Here is a 17007-nt window from a genome sequence, read left to right as displayed (position 1 = left end):
GAGCGCCGCCATTGTTGCCCGGACCCTTGTACGAACCATTACTGGTTAGTAGCGTGCGCGCCACATACGTACTAGGGGTAACAGGGGGTCGTGCCGTGCTGCGACGACTGATCGCCATCGTGGCCGCGCTCGTTCTCTTCGCCGAGGCCTGCGCCATCGTGGTCGTCAACTGGCTGCTGGGGAGGTTCGCGGCGAGCCAGCACATGTCCCTCGCCGGCATTGATCCGAAGGCGATCTCCACCGGCGCGTGGATCGCGGGCGGGCTCTTCGGGGTCTTCCTCGTGGTGTGCGGGATCGTGCTGCTGGTCATGGCCGTGCGCGACCGGGCGCCCGGCCGGGTCGCGCGCATCGCGGTGATCGCCTGCGCGGTGGTGCACGCGGTGCTCGGCGCGTTCCTGGTGGGCCTGGTCGGCTGGTCGGCGTTCGCCGCCCTGATGGTCGTGCTCGCGCTGCTCGTCTTCGTCCTCCTCGCGTACGTGAAGGAGCGCCCGGGGCCGGAGCGGGAGCCGGAGCCGGGCGATGCCCCCGGCGGGGCCCCGGCCGCCGCCTGACGTCCCGCGCCCTTGCGCTCCTACGCCCAGAGGTCGGTGACGGAGAGGCCGAGCTGGGCGAGCAGCTTGCGCAGCAGCGGCAGCGAGAGCCCGATGACGTTGCCGTGGTCGCCCTCGATGGAGTCGACGAACGGCGCCGAGCGGCCGTCGAGCGTGAACGCGCCCGCCACGTACAGGGGTTCACCGCTCGCCACGTACGCCGCGATCTCCGCGTCGGTGGGCTCGCCGAACCGTACGACGGTCGACGCGGTGCGCGCGGCGCGCTCACCGGTCGCCGTGTCGATCACGCAGTGGCCGGTCTGGAGGACGCCGGACCGGCCGCGCATCGACTGCCAGCGGGCCGTCGCGTCCTCGGGGTCGGCGGGCTTGCCGAGGGCGCGGCCGTCGAGTTCGAGTACGGAGTCGCAGCCGATGACGAGGGCGCCGGCGGCCTCGGGGCGGGCCGCCACGGCATCGGCCTTCGCCTCGGCGAGGACGAGGGCGAGTTCGGCGGGGCTCGGTGCGGTCAGGGCGTCCTCGTCGACGCCGCTGACGATCACCTCGGGCGCGAACCCGGCCTGCCGGAGCAGCCCGAGCCGGGCGGGGGATTGGGAGGCGAGGACGAGGCGGCGCTGAGCAGTCATGGGCGCCATCGTAGGCGCCGTGCGCCGGCGCCCGAGCGGAGGCCGGATCTCGGTCCGGGTCTCGGTCCGGGGGCCCGCCCGGGGCTCGGTCCGTGCCTCTGGCCGGGGCTCGGTCCGTGCCTCAGTGGAGGCCGACCACGACCATCGCGACGACCATGGCGAGGGCGAGGAGGAGGCCCGCCCGGCGCATCATCGCCTGGGCGTCGCGCAGTTCCTTGGGGGGTTCGTTCTTCGGGTCCGACGACAGCATGCAACCGATAGTGCGGCGGGGCCGTGCAGCCGCGCCTGAGTATGGGTACTCAGCTACCCCCTCAATCGAACTCCCCAGGGCTCCGCCCCAGAACCCGGGAGCCGCCCCACCCCGCCCCTTCCCGCAACCCTCCGGGGGTGAAGAGCCCCTGGGGCTCCGCCCCAGACCCCGTATCGCGCCTGAAGGGCGCTCGTCCTCGAACTCCCCAAGGCCTCAAGGGCCAGGGGGACCCCCATGACGGACTGAGGATGCCCATGCCGCCCGGCACCGAGCAGCTAAGGGGCGCGGGGCTGTGACACTGCGCGGCTCCGCCGCGGTGGGCGCGAGCCGTCCGGCGCCGGGTGCCCTACAGGGGCGCGGGGAACTGCGCGGGACGCGGGCACGGTCCGCACACGAAGGCGGGTTTTTTGGGGGCGCGGGGAACTGCGCGGGACGCGGGCACGGTCCGCAGGCGAAAGCGGGGTTGGGGGCGCGGGGAACTGCGCGAGCAACCATGCACGGTCCGCAGCCGAAGGCGGGTTTCAGGGGCGCGGGGAACCGCGCGGAACGCCAGCACGGTCCGCAGGCGAAAGCGGGGTTGGGGGCGCGGGGAACTGCGTGGGGTGGCCCCGGGCGGCTCGCGGGCGGGTGTCCGCGGCCGGCCGGGGTGGGGGAGTGGGGCTACGCCGGCCAGTACGTGCGGGCCCAGGTCCGGGCCCCCGGCCTCGGCAGCGCGCGCCGCGCGATGCGGGCGGGGTCGGACCAGCCCTCGGGCGGCTGCGGCGCCCCGGCCGCGCCCGCGGCCGTCGCCGCGGCCCGCGCCTGGACGACCGCGAGCGCGGCAGCCAGCTCCTCCGGGGTCGGGTTGCCCCGAACTACCTTGATCACAGCGGCTCCTGACTCGGCTCGACGGTCGGTTAGAGGGGGATGTTGCCGTGCTTCTTGGGGGGCAGGGACTCCCGCTTGGTGCGCAGCTGCCGCAGGCCCTTCACAATGTGCGCCCGCGTCTCCGACGGCATGATCACCGCGTCCACGTACCCCCGTTCCGCCGCGATGTACGGGTTGAGGAGCGTGTCCTCGTAGGCCGTGATCAGCTCCGCCCGGGTCGACTCCGCCTCCTCGGGGTCCGTGACCGCCGCGATCGTGCGGCGGTGCAGGATGTTGACCGCGCCCTGCGCGCCCATCACCGCGATCTGCGCCGTCGGCCAGGCCAGGTTGAGGTCGGCGCCCAGGTGCTTGGAGCCCATCACGTCGTACGCGCCGCCGAACGCCTTGCGGGTGATGACGGTGATCAGCGGGACCGTCGCCTCGGCGTAGGCGTAGATCAGCTTGGCGCCGCGCCGGATGATGCCGCCGTACTCCTGGTCGACGCCGGGGAGGAAGCCGGGGACGTCGACGAAGGTCAGGACCGGCACGTTGAAGGCGTCGCAGGTGCGCACGAAGCGCGCGGCCTTCTCGGAGGCGTCGATGTCGAGGCAACCGGCGAACTGCATGGGCTGGTTGGCGACGATGCCGACCGGGAAGCCCTCCACCCGGCCGAAGCCGGTGATGATGTTCGGCGCGAACAGGGCCTGGGTCTCCAGGAATTCACCGTCGTCCAGGACGTGCTCGATCGCCGTGTGCATGTCGTACGGCTGGTTCGCGGAGTCCGGGATGAGCGTGTCGAGCTCGCGGTCCTCGTCCGAGGTCTCCAGGTCGGCCTCCTCGGGGAAGGCCGGCGCCTCGCTCAGGTTGTTCGACGGCAGGTAGGAGAGAAGGGACTTGACGTATTCGATCGCGTCCTTCTCGTCGCCCGCCATGTGGTGCGCCACGCCCGACGTGGTGTTGTGGGTGCGGGCGCCGCCCAGCTCCTCGAAGCCGACGTCCTCGCCGGTGACCGTCTTGATGACGTCGGGCCCGGTGATGAACATGTGCGAGGTCTGGTCGACCATCACCGTGAAGTCGGTGATCGCGGGGGAGTACACCGCGCCGCCGGCGCACGGGCCGACGATCAGCGAGATCTGCGGCACGACACCGGAGGCGTGCACATTGCGCCGGAAGATCTCGGCGAACAGGCCGAGCGCGACCACGCCCTCCTGGATGCGGGCGCCGCCACCGTCGTTGATGCCGATGACCGGACAGCCGGTCTTCATCGCGAAGTCCATGACCTTCACGATCTTCTCGCCGTACACCTCGCCCAGCGACCCGCCGAAAATGGTGAAGTCCTGCGAGTACACGCACACCGGGCGGCCGTCGACCGTTCCGTACCCGGTCACCACGCCGTCGCCGTACGGGCGGTTCTTCTCGATGCCGAAGTTGGTCGAGCGGTGCCGGGCGAATTCGTCCAGCTCGACGAACGAGCCCTCGTCCAGAAGGAGTTCGACCCGTTCACGGGCCGTCAGTTTCCCCTTGGCGTGCTGCTTCTCGATCGCACGCGCGGAGCCGGCGTGGGTCGCCTCGTCGATGCGGCGCTGAAGATCCGCGAGCTTTCCGGCGGTGGTGTGGATGTCGACGGTGGCGTCGCTCTGGGCGTTTTCCGGCTCGGACATCGGGATGCGGCTCCCTGCCTGGTCACGGGGATGGTGGCTACTGACTCGTAGGGTAGTGGTGCCGATACGGTTCGGCAGTGCGGCATTGGCCACACCCGGAGGGCCTTGCATTTGCCGCCTAACCTGGCTGCATGACACCCCCGGACGCTTCCGACAGCCGCTGGTCCGACCTCGACCGGCCGCCCCTCAACGCCACCGCGCTGCGCCGCGCCCTGCTGCGACCCGACGCGCTGTGGACGTCCCTGGACGTGGTCACGGCGACCGGCTCCACCAACTCCGACCTCGCGGCGAAGGCGGACGCGCACGCCGAGGGGGCGGTCCTGGTCGCCGAGGAGCAGACCGCGGGGCGCGGCCGTCTCGACCGGCGCTGGTCGGCGCCGGCCCGCTCGGGGCTCTTCTTCTCCGTGCTCCTGAAACCCGGCGAGGCGGTTCCGGTGGAGCGGTGGGGGTGGCTGCCGCTGCTCACCGGCGTCGCGGTGGCGTCCGGGCTGGCGCGGGCGGCAGGCGTCGACACCGCCCTGAAGTGGCCAAACGACCTCCTCGTCACGGTGGGCGGGGAGGAACGCAAGGCCGGCGGCATCCTCGCCGAGCGGGCCGGCACGGACGGCGTCGTCATCGGCATCGGCCTCAACGTGACGCTGCGCGCGGCCGAGCTCCCGGTGCCCGGCGCCGGCTCCCTCGCGCTCGCCGGAGCCGTCTCCACGGACCGCGACACCCTGCTGCGGGCCGTGCTGCGCTCGCTCGAACAGTGGTACGGGACCTGGCGTGCGGCCTCGGGCGATCCCGCGGGGTCCGGGCTCCAGGAGGCGTACGCGGCGGCCTGCGCGACCCTGGGCCGCACGGTGCGGGCGGAGCTGCCCGGCGGGCAGTCGGTACGGGGTGAGGCGGTGGCCGTCGACGGCGACGGGCGCCTGGTTCTGGCCACCGAGGAGGGCGTGCAGCGCCCGGTGGCGGCGGGCGACATCGTCCACCTGCGCCCGGACGCGCCGTAAGCCCGGCCAGGACACGCTCCCGCGACGTGAGCTACGGCACACCTGCCGTATCGTGGAGCCCGATCCAGCGACAGATCGGCAGGGCAGTGCGCAGGCAACGGGCAGGAGGCGGCCGGTGACCGTCGACGAGACACGGTCCGGTGCGGATGGCGATGGCGGTACCGGCGGTGACTCCGGCGCCGCCCAGGGCGGCTCACGTACCCCCGCCGAACCCGCGCCGTCCGCGTACCCGACGCCGCACCACGCCGTCGACCACACCGCCGAGCCCACCGACGACCCGCTCGCGATCCGTCTCGAACAGCTCATCCTCGGTGCGGACCGGCGCTACACGCCGTTCCAGGCGGCCCGTACCGCCGGTGTGTCGATGGAGCTGGCGTCCCGGTTCTGGCGGGCCATGGGGTTCGCCGACATCGGGCAGGCCAAGGCGCTCACCGAGGCCGACGTCCTCGCCCTGCGCCGGCTCGCCGGTCTCGTGGAGGCGGGGCTGCTCAGCGAGCCGATGGCGGTGCAGGTCGCGCGGTCCACGGGGCAGACCACCGCCCGGCTGGCCGAATGGCAGATCGATTCCTTTCTGGAGGGCCTGACCGAGCCCCCCGAGCCCGGCATGACCCGCACCGAGGTCACGTACCCCCTGGTCGAGCTGCTGCTGCCGGAGCTGGAGGAGTTCCTCGTCTACGTGTGGCGGCGCCAGCTGGCGGCAGCCACCGGGCGCGTGGTGCAGGCGGCCGACGACGAGGAGATGGTCGACCGGCGCCTCGCGGTGGGCTTCGCCGACCTCGTCGGTTTCACCCGGCTCACCCGGCGCCTGGAGGAGGAGGAGCTCGGCGAGCTCGTCGAGGCCTTCGAGACGACCGCCGCCGACCTGGTCGCGGCCCACGGCGGGCGGCTCATCAAGACGCTGGGCGACGAGGTCCTGTTCGCCGCGGACGACGCGGGCACGGCCGCCGAGATCTCGCTGCGGCTCATCGAGACGATGGCCGGCGACGAGACGATGCCCGCGCTGCGCGTGGGCATCGCCTTCGGCACCGTCACGACCCGCATGGGCGACGTGTTCGGCACCACCGTGAACCTCGCGAGCCGGCTCACCTCGATAGCCCCCAAGGACGCCGTCCTGGTCGACGGCGCCTTCGCCGAGGAGCTGGCCCGCGCCGGCGACGCCCCCGTCTCCGAGGCGCAGGCCGCCCAGGACGCGCTGGCCGCCGAGAAGGAGGGCGAGGAGCCCGCCCCGCCCGCGAAGTACCGCTTCGCGCTCCAGCCCATGTGGCAGCGACCGGTGCGCGGCCTCGGCGTGGTCGAGCCGTGGCTCCTGCACCGCCGCGAGACCCAGGGCCTGTCCTAGAGCCTGGCCGGGAGTCTGTCCCGGGGCTCTCGTGGGCAGGGCCGGGGCACGGCCTAGGATCGGCCCCGACGTAACGTTCGTTAACGGAGGGGTCGCCATGGCTGAGCAGCGGTTCGGGGAGTTCGTCGTCGTACGGCGCGAGGGGTATGTCGCCGAGCTGGTGCTCGACCGGCCCAAGGCCATGAACGCGGTGTCGACGGAGATGGCCCGCTCCATCGCCGCCGCCTGCGACGCGCTCGGCGCCGACCCGGACGCCCGGGTCACCGTGGTGACGTCGACGAACGAACGCGCCTTCTGCGTCGGCGCGGACCTGAAGGAACGCAACTCCTTCAGCGACGCCGAGCTCGTACGCCAGCGCCCCACCGCCCGTGCCGCCTACACCGGCGTGCTCGAACTGCCCATGCCGACCGTCGCCGCCGTGCACGGCTTCGCGCTCGGCGGCGGCTTCGAGCTCGCCCTCGCCTGCGACGTGATCGTGGCCGACGCGACCGCGGTGGTCGGGCTGCCCGAGGTGTCGGTCGGCGTCATCCCCGGCGGCGGCGGTACGCAGCTCCTGCCGCGCCGGGTCGGCGCGGCCCGCGCGGCCGAGCTGGTCTTCACCGCCCGGCGCGTCGAGGCCGTGGAGGCAAGGGAGTTGGGGCTCGTGGACGTCCTGGCCGACGACGCCCGTACGGAAGCGCTCGCGCTCGCGGGACGGATGGCGGCCAACTCGCCCGTCGGGCTGCGTGCGGCGAAGCGGGCGATGCGGCTCGGGCACGGGCTCGACCTGCGGGCCGGTCTTGAGGTCGAGGACGCGGCCTGGCGGTCGGTGGCGTTCTCCGGGGACCGTGCCGAGGGCGTGGCCGCGTTCAACGAGAAGCGCAAGCCGGAGTGGCCCGGCCAGTGACCCGCTGGGGTTGGTGCGAGGTCCGCCGTCGGGTGTGAGCGGATGCGCGTCGGCGCCTCCATGGGTCAAAACCACCCAAACCTCCCTAAGCTGGAGGAATGGGTGGAGAGGATGCCCGGCTGCGGGCCGTGGTTTCGCTGGCACAGGCCATGGCCGCGGCCCACACGCCGCGCGAGTCCTGGCGCGCCGCGGCGCTCGGCGCGCGGGACGCGCTCGGCGGCACCTTCGCCGCGCTCTCGGTGTGGGAGCGAGAACTGGGACGCCTGCGGGTCCTGGTGAACGAGGGTGAACGGGCCGACGGGGAGGAGGAGTTCCCCGACGACGAGACGTACCCGGTGCACCAGTTCCCCGAGATCACCGAGTTCCTGCACGAGCGGTGGGCGGGCGGGGGCGAGCCCAACGCTTGGGTCGAGACCGCCGTCGCGCCTCCCGCGGACGACGCGGGCCACCGCCACCTGGGGGCGCCTCCCACCGGCAGCTGGGGGAGGGTGACCGCGCTGCGCCGCCGCGGGCGGGGCTGCTGCGTGGTCGCTCCGATCGTGCTGCACGGGCGGGCCTGGGGCGAGCTCTACGTGGCGCGGCCGGTCGGCGCGCCGGTCTTCGCCACGGCCGACGCCGACTTCGCGACCGTCCTCGCGTCGGTCGTGGCGGCCGGTATCGCCCAGACCGAACGCCTCGAAGAGGTGCGCCGCCTCGCCTTCACCGACCCCCTCACCGGGCTCGCCAACCGGCGCGCGGTCGACATGCACCTCGACGAGGCGATCGAGCGGCACCGGGCGGACGGCTCCGTCGTCAGCCTCGTCGTGTGCGACCTGAACGGACTCAAGCGGGTCAACGACACGCTGGGGCACGCGGTCGGGGACCGTCTTCTCGAACGCTTCGGCTCGGTCCTCTCCCTCTGCGGGGCGATGCTGCCCGGCGCGCTGGCCGCGCGGCTCGGCGGCGACGAGTTCTGCCTTCTCGCCGTCGGTCCCCGCGCCGACGAGGTCGTCACGGTGGGCGAGCAACTCTGCTTGCGCGCAGGGGAGTTGGAGCTGGGCGAAGGGGTCGCGTGCGGGATCGCCTCCACGGGTGATCCCATCGGCGAGGTGCGCTCGGCCCGCCGTCTGTTCCGCCTCGCGGACGCGGCGCAGTACCGCGCGAAGGCGGCGCGGTCGGCGAAGCCGGTGGTGGCGGGGCGGGACGGGGCGGTCCTGGCCCTCGCCGAGAATCCCCCGACCCCGCCGCACGACCGCCGCCGCTTCCGGGGCCGGAGCTGACCCCCGTGCCCCCTCGCCCCGGGGCGCCCCCACGCCCCACCCCCGCCCGGCGGGGGCCCGAATTGCGCAGTTCCCCGCGCCCCGAAAAACCCTGGTTCGACTGCGGACCGTGCCCGCGTCCCGCGCAGTTCCCCGCGCCCCTGTAGGGCACCCGGCGCCGAACGGTCGCGCCTACCGCGGCGGAGCCGCGCAATGTCACAGCCCCGCGCCCCTTAGCTACTCGGTGCCGGGCGGCATGGGCATCCTCAGCCCGTCATGGGGGTCCCCCCTGGCCCTTGAGGCCTTGGGGGAGTTTGAGGACGAGCGCCCTTGAGGCGCGACACGGGGTCTGGGGCGGAGCCCCAGGGGGCCAGGGCTAGTGACACTTGGCGATTCAATCCGTAGGGTGCTGAATATGGATATGCACACTGTCGTGGTGGGGACCTCCGGGACCACCCCCGAGGACGTCATCGCCGTGGCCCGCGCCAACGCGAAGGTCGAGCTCTCCGCCGAGGCCCTCGCCGCACTGGCCCGCGCACGCGAGATCGTCGACGCGCTGGCCGCCAAGCCGGAGCCGGTGTACGGCGTCTCCACCGGCTTCGGTGCGCTCGCCTCCCGGCACATCAGCCCCGAACTCCGCGCCCAGCTCCAGCGCAACATCGTGCGCTCGCACGCCGCCGGCATGGGTCCGCGAGTGGAGCGCGAGGTCGTGCGCGCGCTCATGTTCCTGCGCCTGAAGACCGTCGCCTCCGGGCACACCGGCGTACGCCCCTCCGTCGCCCAGACCATGGCCGACGTGCTCAACGCCGGCATCACCCCCGTCGTCCACGAGTACGGCTCGCTCGGCTGCTCCGGCGACCTCGCCCCGCTGTCGCACTGCGCCCTCACGCTCATGGGCGAGGGCGACGCGGAGGGCCCCGACGGCGTCGTGAAGCCCGCGGGCGAACTGCTCGCCGCGGCCGGCATCGAGCCCGTCGAGCTGCGCGAGAAGGAGGGCCTCGCCCTCCTCAACGGCACCGACGGCATGCTCGGCATGCTGTGCATGGCCCTCGCCGACCTGAAGAAGCTCTACACCTCCGCCGACATCACCGCGGCCCTCTCCCTCGAAGCACTGCTCGGCACCGACAAGGTGCTCGCGCCCGAGCTGCACGCCATCCGCCCGCACCCCGGTCAGGGCGCCTCCGCCGCCAACATGCTCGCCGTGCTGAAGGATTCGGGCCTGACCGGCCACTTCCAGGAGGAAGAGGCGCCGCGCGTCCAGGACGCGTACTCGGTGCGCTGCGCCCCCCAGGTCAACGGCGCCGGACGCGACACCATCGCGTACGCCCTGACCGTCGCCGAGCGCGAGCTGGCCTCCGCCGTGGACAACCCGGTGGTCCTGGCCGACGGCCGCGTCGAGTCGAACGGCAACTTCCACGGCGCCCCGGTCGCCTACGTCCTGGACTTCCTCGCCATCGCCGCCGCCGACCTCGGCTCCATCGCCGAGCGCCGCACCGACCGGCTGCTCGACAAGAACCGCAGCCACGGCCTGCCGCCGTTCCTCGCCGACGACGCCGGTGTGGACTCGGGCCTGATGATCGCCCAGTACACCCAGGCCGCCCTGGTCAGCGAGATGAAGCGGCTCGCGGTGCCGGCCTCCGCCGACTCCATCCCGTCGTCCGCCATGCAGGAGGACCACGTCTCCATGGGGTGGTCGGCCGCGCGCAAGCTGCGCACCGCCGTCGACAACCTGACCCGCATCATCGCCGTCGAGATGTACGCGGCGACCCGCGGCATCGAGCTGCGCAAGGGCCTCACCCCGGCCCCCGCCTCGCAGGCCGCCATCACCGCGGCCCGCGCGGCCGGCGTCCAGGGCCCGGGACCGGACCGCTTCCTCGCCCCCGACCTGGCCGCCGCGGACGCCTTCGTACGCGAGGGCAAGCTGGTCGCGGCGGTGGAGACGGTGACGGGCCGGCTCGCCTGACCCGCCCCCGACGTACGGAAGGGCCGCCCGGGATGTCGCATCCCGGGCGGCCCTTTCCCGTACGCGAGCCCGCGGGTTTCAACAGGTTCCCGTACGCGAGCCCGCGGGGTTCAACAGGGCTCGGTTCAAAAGGGCTTGGATCAATCGGATCAACAGGATGGATCAACAGGGCTGGGAGCGGCGGACCGAATACATCACGAACCCCGCTCCCAGCCCCAGGAACAGCGTGCCGCCGACCAGATAGGGGGAGGTGTCCGCGCCGCCGGTGTCGGCGAGGGCCATCGGGGCCTCGTCGGGGGCCGGACCGGTCCGGTAGGCGGAGTGCGCGGTGGTGGTGGAGGGGTGGTGTTCATCCGTGGCGTTGGCGGACGGCACGAACCACAGAGCGCAGAGCAGAGTCCCCGCCGCGGTGGCGGTGAGCAGGGGACGACGAGCGACGGACAAGTGAGCGATCCCCTTGCGAGTACGTCGAATTGACGGGATGCGCTGATGCTAGTGAAAGTAGCGGGTCGCGGGAAAGTCGCGGATGGCTTGAGCCCTACGCTCCCTCGCATGAGCGAAGAAGAGACATCACGGTATGTGCGGCTCCGCGTCGATTTGGTCCTGGAGATCGAGGATGCGGGCCGGTTGGCGGCGGCCGCGCTGACCCGCGTCGCGGAGGATCCGGCGATGCGCCCCGAGGAACGCGCGCATGCCGAGGCGGCGGTACGGGAAGACGGAGCGGAGGCCCTCGCGTATCTGGTGGACCCGGTCGGCCTCGTGGAGGCGCTGCCCGGCGCGGAGCTGGTCCAGGCCTCCTGGAGCAGCGAGCGCGTCGGATACGACCCCGACGACGAGGAGTGGGACCTCGACGAGGAGGACAGCAATGACGAGGACTGACAGATCCGGCAGATCCGGCAGATCCGGCAGTCCCGGCAGTCCCGGCGGGGTCGGCGGATCTCACGGGACCGGCGGGGACCGGCGGCGGCCATGACCTGACGGGCACGCCCGCCCGGCCGGGCGGCGGTGGGGCGGGGCCGGGACGGCACCGAGCGGCACCATTTGGCGATCTTGTACCGTCCCGCCCCGACCCGTCCTCGGACGCGTGGTGTGCCCCACATTCACCCCCACTGCGGAACTGGACAGAGCAGTCTGATGTTCTAGTTGTGATGACGTGGGGGACGGCGACGATGGAGAAGCGTGTGAAGACGGAGAGTAAGCGGCGCAAGCAGGGTCTCGCGGCGGCGTGCGCGGTGCTCGGCGGCGTACTGGTCCTTTCTGCCTGCAACGGGGGCGGCGACAAGGGTGCCGCCAAGGCCGACAGCTCGTCATCGGCGCAGGCGGCGGCGGACAAGGCCGCCGAGAAGGACACCTCCGACGCCAAGATCGCCATCACTCCGAAGAACGGCGCCACCAACGTCGGCATCAACAGCGACACCAAGGTCACCGTCGCCGACGGCAAGCTGACCGATGTGACGATGACCTCCCCCGAGGGCACCAAGGTCGACGGGAAGATATCCGCGGACGGGATGAGCTGGGCCCCCGAGAAGGCGCTGAAGCGTTCGGCCACGTACAAGATCACCGCGACCGCGGCGGATGCCAAGGGGCGTCAGGCGCACGAGAACGCCTCCTTCAGCACCGTCTCCCCGAAGAACAGCTTCATAGGCAGCTTCACGCCCGAGGACGGCTCCACCGTCGGCGTGGGCATGCCGGTGTCCATCAACTTCGACAAGGCGATCACCAACAAGAAGGATGTGCAGGCCAAGATCACGGTCTCCTCCAGCAGCGGTCAGGAAGTCGTCGGGCACTGGTTCGGCTCGCAGCGCATCGACTTCCGCCCGCAGGAGTACTGGAAGGAGAACTCGACCGTCACCATGAAGATGGACCTCGACGGCGTCCAGGGTGCCAACGGCATCACCGGCGTCCAGGAGAAGACGGTCACCTTCAAGATCGGCCGCAACCAGGTCTCCACCGTCGACGCGAACACCCACACCATGACCGTCACCCAGGACGGCAAGACCGTGAAGAGCATCCCGATCTCCGCGGGCTCCCCCGAGCACCCGACCTACAACGGCCAGATGGTGATCTCCGAGAAGTACAAGGAGACCCGCATGAACGGTGCGACGGTCGGCTTCACGGACGACGACGGCAAGGGCGAGTACGACATCAAGGACGTGCCGCACGCCATGCGCCTGTCCGCGTCCGGCACCTTCATCCACGGCAACTACTGGGGCGCGAAGTCCATCTTCGGCAGCGCCAACACCAGCCACGGCTGCGTCGGCCTGTCGGACACCAAGGGTGCCAACGACGACGGCACCACGGCCGCCTGGTTCTACGACCACTCCATCACCGGTGACGTCGTGATCATCAAGAACTCCCACGACAAGACGGTCCAGCCCGACAACGGCCTCAACGGCTGGAACATGAGCTGGGACCAGTGGAAGGCCGGCTCGGCCGCCTGACCCGCTCGACGGTGTGACCGCCTGATCCGCTCGGGGGCCCTTCGGGGCCCCCGCAGCATTTTCCGCGGCCTTTCCGCCGCCTCTTCTCAGCCCGTCCGGACCGGCTGGTCGGCGCTCCAGCTGCCGAGCAGGCGCAGCGACTCCTCGGACGCCGAGCCCGGCTCCGCGTGGAAGGTGACCAGGGACAGGTCGTGCTCCTCCGGCAGCTTCAGCGTCTCGTACGCAAGCGTCAGCTCGCCCACGACCGGATGACGCAGCCGCCTGACGCCATGGCCCTTGTCGGCGATGGTGTGGGCCGCCCACATGGTGCGGAAGTCCTCGCTCTTGACCGACAACTCGCCGACCAGGGCGGTCAGTTGAGGATCGTTGGGGTAGCAGCCGGCGCACAGCCGCAGGATGCTCACCACGTCGATCGCCTTCCCGTGCCAGTCCACGTACAGCGACCGGGAGGCCGGATCGAGGAACACGTGGCGCGCCAAGTTCCTCTCCTGCGGCGGAAGTTGGGACATGTCGCCCAGTAGCGCGGCCGCCATCCGGTTCCAGCCGAGGATGTCGAGGCGGCGGCCGATGAGATGGGCGGGCACGTGGTCCATCGAGTCCATCAGCTGCTGGAGCGCCGGGCGCACCTGCTGGGGCTTGCAGGCCGCCGCGCGCTTCTTCTTCGCCTTGCCCTTGGCGAGGTGGGTGAGGTGGTCCTGCTCGATGTCGTTGAGGCGCAGCGCCCGCCCGATCGCGTCCAGGACCTCCGCCGACACGTTCTGCGCGTTGCCCTGCTCCAGGCGCGTGTAGTACGCGACCGACACCCCGGCCAGCTGCGCCAGCTCCTCCCGGCGCAGGCCCGGCACCCTGCGGTGGCGCCCGTGGTCGGGCAGCCCCACGTCCTCGGGCTTCAGCCGTGCCCGGCGTGAGCGGAGGAATTCGCTGAGTTCGGCGCGCTGGTCCATGACACCCCAGTATCCGTGCTCGGCGGCGTGGACGTACGACCGGGAGCCTGTCCCTGCCAGTAGTACGCACGCTGGTCGTAGGCAGAACAGAGGCCTGGGTGACAGGCAGGAACTCGGGCAGGCTGATCAGGTACCCCAAAGATCTGAGGAGAACGGCATGACCACCGTCGCCGCCTACGCCGCACCCGCCCCGAAGGCTCCCCTGGAGCGCACCACCATCGAGCGCCGTCCGGTCGGCGCGAACGACGTGCTCATCGAGATCAAGTACGCCGGCATCTGCCACTCCGACATCCACCAGGTGAACGAGGGCTGGGGCCAGGGCATCTTCCCGATGGTGCCCGGCCACGAGATCGCCGGCGTGATCACCGAGGTCGGCTCGGACGTCACCACGTTCCAGGTGGGCGACCACGCGGGCGTCGGCTGCTTCGTCGACTCCTGTGGCACGTGCGAGGCCTGCCGGTCGGGGCAGAACCAGTTCTGCAAGGACGGCGTCTCGACGTACAACGACACCGGCCGGGACGGCAAGCCCGCCTATGGCGGCTACTCCACGCACGTCGTGGTGGACGCCGACCACACCCTGCGCATCCCCGAAGGCATCTCGCTCGACGTCGCGGCCCCGCTGCTGTGCGCCGGCATCACCCTGTACTCGCCGCTCAAGCGCTGGCAGGCCGGCCCCGGCAAGAAGGTCGCCATCCTCGGGCTCGGCGGCCTCGGCCACATGGGCGTCAAGATCGCGCACGCGCTCGGCGCCGAGGTGACCGTGCTCAGCCAGTCGCTGCGCAAGAAGGACGACGGGCTCAAGCTGGGCGCGGACCACTACTACGCGACGAGCGACGAGGCCACGTTCAAGGAGCTTGCCGGCTCCTTCGACCTCATCGTCTCCACCGTCTCCGCGCCGCTGGACCTGGGCGCGTACCTGGCGCTCCTGAAGACGGGCGGCGCGTTCGTCAACGTGGGCGCCCCGGAGGAGCCGAACTCGCTCAACATGTTCGGCCTCATCGGCGGCAACAAGATCCTTGCCGGCTCGATGATCGGCAGCATCGACGAGACGCAGGAGATGCTCGACTTCTGCGCCGAGCACGAGCTGGGTGCGGAGATCGAGCTGATCCGTGCGGACCAGATCAACGAGGCGTACGAGCGGGTGCTGGCGAGTGATGTCCGCTACCGCTTCGTGATCGACACCGCCACGATCTGACCCCGGGCCCTGGCGGAGCCCCGGGGGTCCCCCCGGGGCCCCGCCCCGGACCCCGTCCGCGCGTTCTCCCACCCACCTCCCGTGCGGCGGGGTTGCTTCGGCCCGGCTCCCCGGGGCTCCGCCCCGGACCCCGTTCGCGCCTGAACGGCGCTCGTCCTCAATCGCCGGACGGGCTGAGGTTGCCTCTGCTGGGCACCCTGCCAAGGGCCGCCCCGCCAGGGGCGCGGGGAACTGCGCGACCAGCCAGGCACGGCCCGCAGTCGAAAGCCGGAGGCCGGAGGCCGGACCCATCGTGGGTAACCCGGGACGGCCCGCAGGCTCAACTGCCGTGTGGGGGAGGATGGTTCCGGCCGGGCCGGGCCGTGTGCGCGGCCGTGCGGCCGCGACCGCACGCCACCGCCACCCGCCGGAGCGCACCATCCTCTACGCCGCCATCCTCCTCCTGACCCTGCCCGCCGCCGTCCTCCTCGCGGCCAAGGCCGTCCACCTGCTCGCGACCCGGCGCGTCGGGTACGCCAGGACCCGCCCCGGCCGCTGCGGCGAGGCGGCCACGCTGTGCCTGTGCGTGTTCGTCGTCACGCTCGCCGTCGGAAACCTCAGCGGGTTCGACACCCGGCCCACACGGGCCTGCGTCACGGCACGCACCGGTCACGACGCCGTGCGGTCCTACCACTACGCAGCCGACGCAGGCATCACCATCGACAGCCGGCCCCTCCCCCCGTCGGTGCTCTGCACCTGGCCGGACGGCGCCACGGTGCAGCTCGTCCCGTCCTGGGTCGACCCGGTGCTGCTGCTCTCCCTGGCCGGAGCCGTCGCGTACGTCGCGATGGGGTGCCGGGCCGCGGTCAGGGAGGGCCGGCGGACCCGGCCCGGCGCGCCCCCGGCCATTGTGTGACCGTGGGGTGCGGGCCGCGGCGACCGGGCGGGCCGCGAACGGCTACTCGGGCCCGGGATAGACCCGCTCCTCGGGCAACAGGGCTTGCGCGGAGGCGAGTTGGCCGCCGCGCGCGAGGTCGCGTACGCGATGTGCGAGCGGCGTCACATCGCGCACATCCACGATCCACTCGTCCGCGTACCGCCGCGCCGCCTCCCCGACGAGCCCCAGCTGCAAGGACCGGTACGGAAGCGCCCGGAGGTGCAGGTCGCGCTCGGGGTCCCACTGCACCCGCGCCGGCGCCCGCTTCAACTCCCGCTTCCAGTCGCCCGGTTCACCGTGCACCTCGCGGTCGTAGTGCGAGAGGCAGGCGTGTTCGAGAGCCCAGTCGAACCCGTCCCGCCGGATCTCGACGGCGAGCACGGTCTCCTGCCCCTCCTTCGTGCCCCACCCCGAGCGATACATCATCCACAGGAACGACGGCTTGATCCAGGTCATCCGCTCGCGCTTCCACGCCGCGGGAAACCGCCCGTCCCGCGCGGCGGCCAGCCCGAGCGCCGGGGCGTACGCCTGGTAGACGGTGATCGTCGACGCGGTGTGCAGGGCGCGGATCCGGCGCCGCGGCGGGAGCGTGGTCTGGGCTTCCATGGGGCAAGCGTGACGCCACGGGGCCCGGGTGACCAGCGAATATCCGGAGCGCGTGGGCTAATCGCCGCCGGGGGTCGGCCGGTGCTCGACGTATTCGACCACCGTGCCGTCCGGGTGCCGGGCGTAGAAGGCGGCGCCGGTCGGCACCTCGTGCAGAGGGACGACGATCTTCGCGCCGCGCTCCGTCAGGCGGGCCAGATGCGCGGACGCGTCGTCGACGAGCAGGGTCCCTGCGGCGGACAGGAACGGCGCGACGGCCTCCTCGGACCCCTCGATGATCAGGAAACCGCCGACCGCCGCCAGCACGAGCCCCTTGGCCGGATAGGTGATCCACATGTCCCGCTCGACGCCCTGCACCTCCTCGTAGAAGCGGGTGAGCCGCTCCAGGGTGCCGGGCGGGGTGAAGACGCGGATGAAGGCGCGTGGCGCGGTGAGGGCGGAGGAGTCGTTGCTGCGCCGCCGTACCAGAGGTGCGGTGTCCTGTTGATTCGTCATGACGGCAGCCTCCGCCCCCGACGGCCCCCCAGCCAGGTCCCGGTTGATGCGGTGAGTGCTG

Annotated in this window: 18 protein-coding genes; 10 read left to right on the top strand and 8 right to left on the bottom strand. The window is 72.0% G+C overall.

What is annotated here, in order from left to right:
* Window positions 1-95 precede the first annotated feature (95 nt).
* Complete coding sequence (locus tag OG432_RS11775) at window positions 96-551, top strand: hypothetical protein (protein WP_328310549.1); 456 nt, start codon at window positions 96-98, stop codon at window positions 549-551.
* Between the two features lie 20 nt (window positions 552-571).
* Here the strand turns inward: OG432_RS11775 and OG432_RS11770 are convergent, their stop codons facing one another.
* The 4 genes from OG432_RS11770 to OG432_RS11755 all read right to left on the bottom strand — a co-directional run bounded on the left by OG432_RS11770 (window position 572) and on the right by OG432_RS11755 (window position 3931).
* Window positions 572-1183: a Maf family protein gene (locus OG432_RS11770; protein WP_328310547.1), complete on the bottom strand. Its 612-nt coding sequence runs from the start codon at window positions 1181-1183 to the stop codon at window positions 572-574.
* A 112-nt stretch (window positions 1184-1295) separates the two neighbouring features.
* On the bottom strand, window positions 1296-1424 hold the full coding sequence (mmpB, locus tag OG432_RS11765; protein WP_328310545.1) for a morphogenic membrane protein MmpB: 129 nt from the start codon (window positions 1422-1424) through the stop codon (window positions 1296-1298).
* 660 nt (window positions 1425-2084) lie between these two features.
* A complete protein-coding gene (locus OG432_RS11760) occupies window positions 2085-2291 on the bottom strand; it encodes an acyl-CoA carboxylase epsilon subunit (RefSeq protein WP_328310543.1) in 207 nt (68 codons plus the stop codon).
* Between the two features lie 29 nt (window positions 2292-2320).
* Window positions 2321-3931 carry an acyl-CoA carboxylase subunit beta gene (locus OG432_RS11755; protein ID WP_328310540.1) on the bottom strand — a complete coding sequence of 537 codons (1611 nt, stop codon included), beginning with the start codon at window positions 3929-3931 and terminating at the stop codon, window positions 2321-2323.
* Between the two features lie 131 nt (window positions 3932-4062).
* On the opposite strand from OG432_RS11755, the gene OG432_RS11750 reads away from it, so the two are divergent.
* The 5 genes from OG432_RS11750 to hutH all read left to right on the top strand — a co-directional run bounded on the left by OG432_RS11750 (window position 4063) and on the right by hutH (window position 10349).
* Window positions 4063-4923, top strand: a complete 861-nt coding sequence (locus tag OG432_RS11750) for a biotin--[acetyl-CoA-carboxylase] ligase (RefSeq protein WP_328310538.1) — start codon at window positions 4063-4065, stop codon at window positions 4921-4923.
* A 115-nt stretch (window positions 4924-5038) separates the two neighbouring features.
* Window positions 5039-6262 (top strand): adenylate/guanylate cyclase domain-containing protein, encoded by a 1224-nt coding sequence (locus OG432_RS11745; RefSeq protein ID WP_328310536.1) that lies wholly within the window; start codon window positions 5039-5041, stop codon window positions 6260-6262.
* A gap of 97 nt (window positions 6263-6359) precedes the next feature.
* A complete protein-coding gene (locus OG432_RS11740) occupies window positions 6360-7148 on the top strand; it encodes an enoyl-CoA hydratase/isomerase family protein (protein ID WP_328310533.1) in 789 nt (262 codons plus the stop codon).
* Window positions 7149-7246: 98 nt separating this feature from the next.
* Window positions 7247-8407 (top strand): GGDEF domain-containing protein, encoded by a 1161-nt coding sequence (locus tag OG432_RS11735; RefSeq protein ID WP_328310530.1) that lies wholly within the window; start codon window positions 7247-7249, stop codon window positions 8405-8407.
* 400 nt (window positions 8408-8807) lie between these two features.
* The gene (gene hutH, locus OG432_RS11730; RefSeq protein ID WP_328315071.1) at window positions 8808-10349 is read left to right on the top strand and encodes a histidine ammonia-lyase; all 1542 of its coding nucleotides are present in this window, start codon (window positions 8808-8810) and stop codon (window positions 10347-10349) included.
* A gap of 162 nt (window positions 10350-10511) precedes the next feature.
* Here hutH and OG432_RS11725 read toward each other — a convergent pair whose 3' ends face one another.
* Window positions 10512-10793, bottom strand: coding sequence for an LPXTG cell wall anchor domain-containing protein (locus OG432_RS11725; protein WP_328310528.1), 282 nt, complete (start codon window positions 10791-10793; stop codon window positions 10512-10514).
* Window positions 10794-10901: 108 nt separating this feature from the next.
* Between OG432_RS11725 and OG432_RS11720 the strand changes: the two genes are divergently transcribed.
* Window positions 10902-11228: a hypothetical protein gene (locus OG432_RS11720; protein WP_328310526.1), complete on the top strand. Its 327-nt coding sequence runs from the start codon at window positions 10902-10904 to the stop codon at window positions 11226-11228.
* Between the two features lie 290 nt (window positions 11229-11518).
* Window positions 11519-12790 (top strand): L,D-transpeptidase, encoded by a 1272-nt coding sequence (locus tag OG432_RS11715; RefSeq protein WP_328310524.1) that lies wholly within the window; start codon window positions 11519-11521, stop codon window positions 12788-12790.
* Window positions 12791-12876: 86 nt separating this feature from the next.
* Here the strand turns inward: OG432_RS11715 and OG432_RS11710 are convergent, their stop codons facing one another.
* Window positions 12877-13734: a helix-turn-helix domain-containing protein gene (locus OG432_RS11710; RefSeq protein ID WP_328310521.1), complete on the bottom strand. Its 858-nt coding sequence runs from the start codon at window positions 13732-13734 to the stop codon at window positions 12877-12879.
* A gap of 157 nt (window positions 13735-13891) precedes the next feature.
* Between OG432_RS11710 and OG432_RS11705 the strand changes: the two genes are divergently transcribed.
* Together OG432_RS11705 and OG432_RS11700 are read left to right on the top strand one after the other, a co-directional pair.
* Window positions 13892-14929, top strand: coding sequence for an NAD(P)-dependent alcohol dehydrogenase (locus OG432_RS11705; RefSeq protein WP_328310519.1), 1038 nt, complete (start codon window positions 13892-13894; stop codon window positions 14927-14929).
* A 340-nt stretch (window positions 14930-15269) separates the two neighbouring features.
* Window positions 15270-15824, top strand: a complete 555-nt coding sequence (locus OG432_RS11700; protein WP_328310517.1) for a hypothetical protein — start codon at window positions 15270-15272, stop codon at window positions 15822-15824.
* 42 nt (window positions 15825-15866) lie between these two features.
* Here OG432_RS11700 and OG432_RS11695 read toward each other — a convergent pair whose 3' ends face one another.
* On the bottom strand, window positions 15867-16451 hold the full coding sequence (locus tag OG432_RS11695; RefSeq protein ID WP_328310515.1) for a DUF4291 domain-containing protein: 585 nt from the start codon (window positions 16449-16451) through the stop codon (window positions 15867-15869).
* A gap of 57 nt (window positions 16452-16508) precedes the next feature.
* Entirely contained in the window at window positions 16509-16946 is a 438-nt protein-coding gene (locus OG432_RS11690) for a VOC family protein (RefSeq protein ID WP_328310513.1), read from the bottom strand.
* Window positions 16947-17007: the final 61 nt, after the last annotated feature.

Source organism: Streptomyces sp. NBC_00442 (genome assembly GCF_036014195.1).
Taxonomy (GTDB): Bacteria; Actinomycetota; Actinomycetes; order Streptomycetales; family Streptomycetaceae; genus Streptomyces.
Note: the sequence above shows the minus strand (reverse complement) of the source record. Positions and strands in the feature narration are given on the sequence as shown.